General features: G+C 73.8%; 8 protein-coding genes. 5 read left to right on the forward strand and 3 right to left on the reverse strand.

Annotation, left to right across the window (positions count from 1 at the left end):
• From ACZ48Z_RS18255 to ACZ48Z_RS18265, 3 genes are read left to right on the forward strand one after another with little or no spacing between them, the layout of a single operon-like run.
• The gene (locus ACZ48Z_RS18255; RefSeq protein WP_468736854.1) at positions 1 to 1,155 is read left to right on the forward strand and encodes a glycosyltransferase; all 1,155 of its coding nucleotides are present in this window, start codon (positions 1 to 3) and stop codon (positions 1,153 to 1,155) included.
• Positions 1,152 to 1,829 carry a YveK family protein gene (locus ACZ48Z_RS18260; RefSeq protein WP_468736855.1) on the forward strand — a complete coding sequence of 226 codons (678 nt, stop codon included), beginning with the start codon at positions 1,152 to 1,154 and terminating at the stop codon, positions 1,827 to 1,829. Before ACZ48Z_RS18255 ends, ACZ48Z_RS18260 begins: the two co-directional genes overlap by 4 nt.
• Entirely contained in the window at positions 1,826 to 2,938 is a 1,113-nt protein-coding gene (locus ACZ48Z_RS18265) for a GNAT family N-acetyltransferase (RefSeq protein ID WP_468736856.1), read from the forward strand. The genes ACZ48Z_RS18260 and ACZ48Z_RS18265 overlap by 4 nt, the downstream gene beginning before the upstream one ends.
• 28 nt (positions 2,939 to 2,966) lie before the next feature.
• Here the strand turns inward: ACZ48Z_RS18265 and ACZ48Z_RS18270 are convergent, their stop codons facing one another.
• Positions 2,967 to 4,325: a glycoside hydrolase family 26 protein gene (locus tag ACZ48Z_RS18270; protein ID WP_468736857.1), complete on the reverse strand. Its 1,359-nt coding sequence runs from the start codon at positions 4,323 to 4,325 to the stop codon at positions 2,967 to 2,969.
• Positions 4,326 to 4,461: 136 nt separating this feature from the next.
• Between ACZ48Z_RS18270 and ACZ48Z_RS18275 the strand changes: the two genes are divergently transcribed.
• The gene (locus tag ACZ48Z_RS18275; protein WP_468736858.1) at positions 4,462 to 5,781 is read left to right on the forward strand and encodes a carboxylate--amine ligase; all 1,320 of its coding nucleotides are present in this window, start codon (positions 4,462 to 4,464) and stop codon (positions 5,779 to 5,781) included.
• Entirely contained in the window at positions 5,781 to 7,049 is a 1,269-nt protein-coding gene (locus ACZ48Z_RS18280; protein WP_468736859.1) for an NAD(P)-binding domain-containing protein, read from the forward strand. Before ACZ48Z_RS18275 ends, ACZ48Z_RS18280 begins: the two co-directional genes overlap by 1 nt.
• A gap of 119 nt (positions 7,050 to 7,168) precedes the next feature.
• Here ACZ48Z_RS18280 and ACZ48Z_RS18285 read toward each other — a convergent pair whose 3' ends face one another.
• Both ACZ48Z_RS18285 and ACZ48Z_RS18290 read right to left on the reverse strand, forming a co-directional pair.
• Positions 7,169 to 7,285, reverse strand: coding sequence for an LPXTG cell wall anchor domain-containing protein (locus ACZ48Z_RS18285; protein WP_468736886.1), 117 nt, complete (start codon positions 7,283 to 7,285; stop codon positions 7,169 to 7,171).
• Positions 7,260 to 7,661, reverse strand: a 402-nt coding sequence (locus tag ACZ48Z_RS18290) for a hypothetical protein (protein WP_468736889.1), incomplete at its 5' end; no start/stop codon positions are given. The genes ACZ48Z_RS18285 and ACZ48Z_RS18290, both read right to left, overlap by 26 nt.

The following is a 7,661-nucleotide window of genomic DNA, read 5'->3' on the forward strand; positions in this document are numbered from 1 at the left end:
GTGAAGGCCCTCCATGTCATCACCGGGCTGGGCGTGGGCGGTGCCGAGCAGCAACTGCGGCTGCTGGTCGGACACTTGCCGGTCGACTGCGAGGTCGTCACGCTGACCAACCCGGGCCCGGTCGCGGACGGCCTGATCGCCGACGGCGTGCGGGTGACACACCTCGGCATGGCCGGGAACCGGGACCTGGGCGCCCTGCCCCGCCTGGTCCGGCACATCCGGTCCGGCGGCTACGACCTGGTGCACACCCACCTCTACCGGGCCTGCGTCTACGGCCGTCTCGCCGCGCGGCTCGCGGGGGTCCGCGCGATCGTCGCCACCGAACACTCCCTGGGCGACTCGCAGATGGAGGGCCGCAGACTCACCAGAGGGGTGCGCGGTCTCTACCTCGCCAGTGAGCGCCTGGGCCGGTCCACGGTCGCCGTCTCCCCCACGGTCGCCGACCGGCTGCGTCGCTGGGGCGTGCCCGCACCCCGGATCGAGGTCGTCCCCAACGGCATCGACCTGGACCGCTTCCGCTTCGACCCGGCGCGCCGGCTGCACACCCGGCGGCTCCTGGGCCTGCCCGAGACGGCGTACGTCATCGGCGGCATCGGACGCCTCGCCCCCGGCAAGCGCTTCGACATCCTGATCCGCGCCCTCGCCGAACTCCCGGACATCTTCCGCCTGTTGCTGGTCGGCGGCGGCCCCGAGGAACACCTCCTGAGACGCACCGCGCACCAGGCGGGCGTGGCCGACCGGGTCCTGTTCACCGGCGAACGCCCCTACGTCCCCGACGGCTCCCCCGGTCCCGACCTGCCCTCGCTGACCTCGGCGATGGACCTGCTCGCCTCCCCGTCCCCCGAGGAGGCCTTCGGTCTCGCCGCCGTGGAGGCGCTGGCGGCCGGGCTGCCCGTGCTCTACGCCTCCTGCCCGGCGATCGAGGACCTGCCGCCGGAGACGACGGGCGCGGCCCGCCAAGTCGCCTGCGACGCCCGCACGTTCGCCCGTGCCGTCGCGGCCACCCGCGCACAGGACTCCGGCCCGCGCACCGCGCCCGACGCCGCCCACCACTACAGCATCACCCGCAGTGCGGCCCGGCTGATGAACGTCTACGCGGCCGCCATGGCCGCCCCTTCCGTGTCCCCGTCACCCCAGGGAGCAAGTTCCCCATGACCTCCACGACCTCCACCACCGAGCGCACCACCGGGCCTCGCCGCCCCACCGCCCTGGCCCGCGCCAAGGCCCTCCCGTCCTGGTCGCTGATCGCGGCCGGCGTCCTCGCCGGCGGACTGCTCGGAGGCGCCTACGGCCTCGCCGAACCGCCCGCGTACACGGCCACGGCATACGTGGTCGCCGTACCGACCGAGAAGTCCGACTCGGCGTCAGCCCTGGGCTTCGCGCAGGCCTACGGCCGGGTCGCCACGCAGGTCGCGGTGCTCGGCGACGCCCAGGTGTGGGCCGGGGTGTCGGTGAAGACGCTGCAGTCGGGCGTGCAGGCGGCGACCTCGCCGGACGCGCCGATGGTCGCCATCACGGCCACCGCCGCCCGCCCCGACGTCGCCGCCGACATGGCCAACGCGGTCTCGCGCGCGCTGACCCGGCACGCGAACGACACCAAGAACGCCACCAATGTCGAGCTCCAGCAGTTCGCCCGCGCCACCAAGCCCACCGAACCGTCCTCGGCCTCACCGGCGGTGACGGGTCTGGTCGGCGCGAGCGCGGGCGGGCTGCTCGGCGGCCTTGTGCTGCTGGCCCGGCCGCGTCGGTCCGGGTCCGGCCGGGACCAGGGCCGCCCGGCGTCGGTGCCCGCCCCGGCCGTGGCCGCCGAAGCCCACGGACAGCTGTGACGTACACGACCCAGCTCGTCACCGACGAGCAGGCCTTCACCGAACTGGGCCCCGAGTGGGCCGAGTTGTATCGCCGGTGCGAGGCCGCGACCCCGTTCCAGAGCCACGCCTGGCTGCACTCCTGGTGGTTGTCGTACGGCAGGCCCGGGCGGCTGCGCCTGGTGCTGGTCCGGCACGGGGGTGACCTGGTCGCCGTCGCGCCGCTGATGCGGGTGGGCCGCCCGGTGCCGTCCCTCGTGCCGCTGGGCGGGGCGATCTCCGACTACGGGGACGTCCTGCTGGACGACGAGCGGGGCGAGGAGGCGGTGGCCGCGCTCACCGAGGGCCTCGCCCGGGCCGCCCGCACCGCGCTGGTCGACTTCCGCGAGGTGCGCCCGGGCGGCGCGGCCGAGCGGATCTACGACCACTGGAGCGGTCCCCGGCGCCGGGTCGGCGACTCGGTGTGCCTGGAGCTGCCCGCCGTACCGATGGACGAGCTGGTCGCCCGGCTGCCGTCCACGAAGGCCCAGCAGCGGGTGCGCGCCAAACTGCGCAAGCTGACCTCGCTCGGGGTCGAGCGTCATGTCGTACGCCCGGACGAGGTGGACTCGGCGCTGCGGCGGCTCATCGAGCTGCACCGGCTCCAGTGGCAGGGCCGGAAGGTGACGTCGGAGCATCTGCGGCCGCGGTTCTGCGACCACCTGGTGCGGTCGGTCGGGCCGATGGTGCGTGCCGGGGACGCGGTGGTCACCGAGTTCCGGCTCGACGACGACGTGGTGGCCGTGGATCTGACACTGCTGTCGCGGCGACTGGCGGGCGGGTATCTGTACGGCGCGCATCCGCGGCTGCGGGAGCGGAAGGCGGACGTGGCGGTGATGCTGCTCGACGCGTGCACCGAACACACCCGTGAGGGCGGTCGCGGCACGCTGAGCCTGCTGCGCGGCAACGAGCCGTACAAGCAGCACTGGCGGCCCGAACCGGTGGTCAACCAGCGGCTGTTGCTGGCCCGGAACCACACGGCCCCGCTGCTGTCGGCGGTCGTCTGTGACGTGGCCGCGCGGCGGCGGGGCAAGGAACTGCTGCTGCGCTGGAAGGAGCGGAGGGAACATGCCGGTGGCGGCAGGTCCTGAGAGGGCCTGCCGCCACCGGCCGGTGCGGCTAACGGTTGCGCGAGAACCAGTCGAAGCGCAGGCACAGCTTCCCGCCGAGCCAGTACTCCACCCAGTCGCCCAGTTGCAGGGGCGAGCAGTTCGGCGGAGTCGTGGGCGTGGTGGGCGTGGTGGGCGGCTTCGTGGGTTCGACGGGCGGTGTCGTGGGTGTCGTAGGCGTGGTGGGTGTGGTGGGTGTGGTGGGTGTGGTGGGTGTGGTCGGTTCACCGGTGCGGCCGGAGAGCACCGACCGGTAGACCTCGGACGACTTGGGGTTGGCCGAGCACTGCCACACGCCGTGCGGGCAGTAGTCGGTCAGCGTGTTGTACAGCGGCTTGTGCTCGTCCATCCAGGCGAGCATGCGCTTCATGTACTCGGCGTTGTCACCGTTGCGGAAAAGGCCCCATTCGGGATACGAGATGGGCTTTCCGTGGGCCTTCGCGAAATCCACGTGCTCCTGAAGGCCGTAGGGCTCTTTGATCTGCTCGTCGAAAGTGAGTCCCGACGGCTGGTCGTAGGAATCCATGCCGACGATGTCGACGGTGTCGTCACCCGGGTAGCACTGGGTCCACGGAATGGCGTCCCGGCCGCGCGTCGGGGTGAAGTCGAACTTGAATTTCTGGCCCGGTACCGACCGCATGGTGGTGACGATCCTGTTCCAGTACTTCTTCCAGGCCACCGGGTCCGGACCGCAGCGATGGGTGTACGTGGTGCCGTTCATCTCCCAGCCGAGCACGATCACCGTGTCCGGAGCGTTCAGCTCGACCAGGCGCTCGGCGAGGGTGCGGTAGTGCGCGTCGAACTGGCCGGCCGCGCCCCGGCGCAGCAGGTAACGGACCCCGGCGTCGGAGACGTTGTCCTCGTTGCGCTCCAGCATGGGGACGTTGAGGACGAGCATCCGGTCGGCGCGCTCGGTGCGCCAATCCGCCCAGCTGTCGAGGAAACCCGGCCTGCCCTCGATGTTGCTCCAGCGGTCGCCGGGCAGATAGGTGTGGCCGACGCGCAGGTCGGCGTTGCCCAGCCAGCGGCTGAGCTCGGCCATGCGGGAGATGCCGCCGGCGCCGTAGTCGAGGTAGGCGCCGAAGGCGGGGACGTCCTTGGGCGTGACCGGTTCCACCGGCGTCACGTCCACCGGCGGGACGGGCTCCACCGGTGTGACGATGCCCGGTGCGGGCGTCGCCCCGACCGGGACGGTGGGGGCCTGCGGGGGTTCGGGGACGGGCGTGACCGCGGTCGGAGCGGGAGGATCGGCGACCCGCACCACCCCCGCGGCGAAACCCGGACCCGACGCCAGGGCGGCCGACGCGGCCACTGTCACCGCGATGAACGCCAGCCGTCCGGTACGAGTCCGTCGATGCTGTGAGTCCATTCCTGCTCCTTTCCTCACTCTCGCGCCTTTCAGATAACTGACACTCAGTCATATCAATATGACTTCCGCCACCTCGCTTACGGCTTTCGAGTGGCGCCATGGTCCGCACGAGTGAACCGACCCGAAGGAATAGCCCGTGTCGCTGTTCGACACCCGAGTCCCCGCCGTGCTGCTGCGGATCGACCGGAATCCCTTTCACCACGGCACGCTGGGTGCCGTGCGCTCGCTCGGCAGGGCGGGCGTGGACGTGCACGTGATCGCCGACTGCACGGGGAGCCCGGTCGGGGGCTCCCGCTTCGTACGGCAGCTGCATCCCCCGCCGCCCCCGGGCGCCTCGGCCTCTGACATCGCCGCCGTGCTGCGCCGGGTGGCCGCCCGGATCCCGCACCCCGCCGTGCTGATCCCCATGGACGACGCGAGCGCCGTCGCGGTGGGCGGGCTGCGCGAGGAGCTGGCCCCCTCCTATCTGTTGCCGCAACAGCCAGGGGCGCTGGCCGAGCGGGTGGCGGACAAGGCGGAACTGGCCGAGGTGTGCGCGGCGGTGGGGGTTCCGCACCCGGTGACGCTGGTCCCGGAGAGCGCCGAACAGGCGTCCGCGATGGCCTGGCGGCTGGGGCTGCCGGTGGTCGCCAAGTGGAGCCGGCCCTGGCTGCTGCCGACGGAGGGCGGGCTGCGCAGCACGGTGGTGGTGCAGTCCCCGCAGCAGGCCCGCGAGCTGTATCTGCGCTCGGCGGAGGCGGGCAGCCGGCTGCTGCTCCAGGAGTTCCTGCCGCCGGGCCCGGACGGCGACTGGTTCTTCCACGGGTACGCCGACCGCTCCGGCACGATGCGCGCGGGCGGCTCCGGCGTCAAGGAACAGTCCTGGCCGCGCGCTGCCGGCCTGACCGCGGTGGGCCACTGGCGGTCCAACCCGCGGGTGCGAGCGCTCGCCGAACGCCTCGTCGGTGCGCTGGGCTACCGCGGCATCCTCGACCTCGACTTCCGGCGCTGCGGCACCACGGGGGACTACCACCTGCTGGACTTCAACCCGCGGCCCGGCGCACAGTTCCGGCTCTTCGCCGACTCCGCGGGCCTCGACGTCGTACGCGCGCTGCACCTGGACCTGACCCATCGGACGCTGCCGGACGGGGTGCCGCTGCCGGGGCGGGCGTTCGTGGTGGAGAACTACGCGCCGCTGACCGCACTGCGCCCGGCACCCGCCGGACGCGAGTTCGCGTGGCACGCGGCGGACGACCGGTGGCCCGGCTGGGCGATGTGGACGCTGTGGGGCCGCCATGTGTCCCGGCGCCTGCTCGACCGGGCGCGCCGACTGTGCGCGCGGCGTGGGCGCGGGGACGCCGCGCACGTGGTCCGCCAGGCGGCCGCCCCCGTGTCGTCCCTCACCGACCTCACCGAACTGACCGGTCCGGCCAACCTCTCCGACCTGCCCGGCGACGAGAAAGCGAGCAGTTGCTGATGTACGACCTGCTGGTGGTGGGCGCGGGCCCGTACGGGCTGTCGATCGCGTCCCACGCGGCGGCCGCCGGACTGCGTCTGAAGGTGTTCGGCCGGCCCATGGCGTCCTGGCGCGACCACATGCCCCGCGGCATGTTCCTCAAGTCGGAACCATGGGCGTCCAACCTCTCCTCCCCACAAGGCCGTTGGACGCTGGAGCGGTACTGCGCGGGGCAGAGTGTCGCGGCCCGGCACGGAGAGCCGATCCCGGTGGAGATGTTCGCCGCGTACGGACTGTGGTTCGCCCGCAACGCCGTGCCCGAGGTGGACGAGCGCACGGTGACCCGGGTGGCGCCCTGCCCGGGCGGCTTCGAGACGGTCACCGAGGACGGCGAGGTCCTGCACGCCCGCACGGTCGCACTGGCCGTCGGGGTCATGCCGTTCGTCGAAGTCCCCGGTGTCCTCGGTGAGTTGGACCCGGCCCTGGTCTCGCACAGCAGCCACCACAGCGCGCTCGACCGCTTCCGCGGCGGGGACGTCACGGTGATCGGCGGCGGTCAGGCCGCCCTGGAGACGGCCGCACTCCTCGCCGAACAGGCCACGCACACAAGGGTGTTGGCCCGCGCGGACCGACTGTCCTGGAACGACGTACCGCCACCCTGGGAGCGCCCCTGGTGGCGGTCGGTCCGCTCCCCGCACAGCGGTCTCGGCTGCGGCTGGCGCAACTGGTTCTACGCCGAGCGCCCCAACCTCTTCCACCGTCTCCCCGAGACGACCCGGGCCCGGATCGCGGGCACCGCGCTGGGGCCCGCGGGTGCCTGGTGGGTGCGTGACCGGGTGGAGGGGAGCGTCGAGGTGCTGCTCGGCCGGGAGGTCGCGGCGGCCCGCGCGGTGGCGGGGGGCGTACGGCTGGACGTGCGGGACCGGGCCGGTGCGGTGCGCGCCCTGGAGACCGGACACGTCATCGCGGCAACGGGGTTCACCGCGACCCGCGAGCGGCTGGGGCTGCTGTCGGAGGAACTGCGCGTGGGCCTGGCCGCGGTGGCCGACGGGGCGCCGCAGATCGGGCGGGACTTCGAGTCGTCGTACCCCGGGCTCTTCATGGCCGGACTGGTGACGGCGTCGGGCTACGGCCCGGCGATGCGCTTCGTGCACGGGGCGACATACACGGCCGGGGCGCTGGTGCGGGGAGTGCGAAGGAGACTGCGTCAGGAGGCACCGGCCGCCGGGGCGGTCCGGGTGCCGGAGAGCCGGGACGGGCAGAGCGCGGTGGGCGCGGTACGCCGCTGAGGGCGCGCGGAGCGGGCTCGGGGGGGGGGGGGGGGGGGGGGGGGGGGGGCAGGGGGGGGGGGGGGAGGGGGGGGGGGGGGGGGCGGTGGGGCCGCCCCCCCCCCCCCCCCGGCGCGGTCCTACCGACGGGACGCGGCTCTGCCTCGTCGGTACAGGACGGCCCCGGCCACGATCATCGCGGCGCTGACACCCGAGGCGCCCAGCAGGGCCTCACCACTGCTGCCGGTGTGGGGCAGCTGCGGCGGTGTCGTGGGCGGGGTGGTCGGCGGCGTCGTGGGCGGGCCCGTCGGAGGCCAGGTCGGGGGACCCGTGGGCGGCGAGGTCGGGGGACCCGTCGGAGGCGAGGTGGGCGGCCCCGTCGGAGGCCAGCTCGGCGGACCCGTGGGCGGCGAAGTCGGCGGCTTCGTCGGCGGAGTCGTGACGGGCGGCGACGTGGGAGGCCCGGTCGGCGGCGTCGTCGGAGGCGTGGTCGTCGGCGGCGTGGTCGTCGGCGGCCCCGTGGGCGGCGAGGTCGGCGGACCCGTCGGAGGCGAGGTGGGCGGCCCCGTCGGAGGCCAGCTCGGCGGACCCGTGGGCGGCGAAGTCGGCGGCTTCGTCGGCGGAGTCGTGACG

It is taken from the genome of Streptomyces sp. NPDC031225, from assembly GCF_055570355.1.

Excerpts from the sequence above, each read along its gene's own strand:
- ACZ48Z_RS18280 (WP_468736859.1), top strand. The coding sequence starts at position 5,781 with ATGTACGACCTGCTGGTGGTGGGCGCGGGCCCGTACGGGCTGTCGATC.
- ACZ48Z_RS18260 (WP_468736855.1), top strand. The coding sequence starts at position 1,152 with ATGACCTCCACGACCTCCACCACCGAGCGCACCACCGGGCCTCGCCGC.
- ACZ48Z_RS18270 (WP_468736857.1), bottom strand. The coding sequence starts at position 4,325 with ATGGACTCACAGCATCGACGGACTCGTACCGGACGGCTGGCGTTCATC.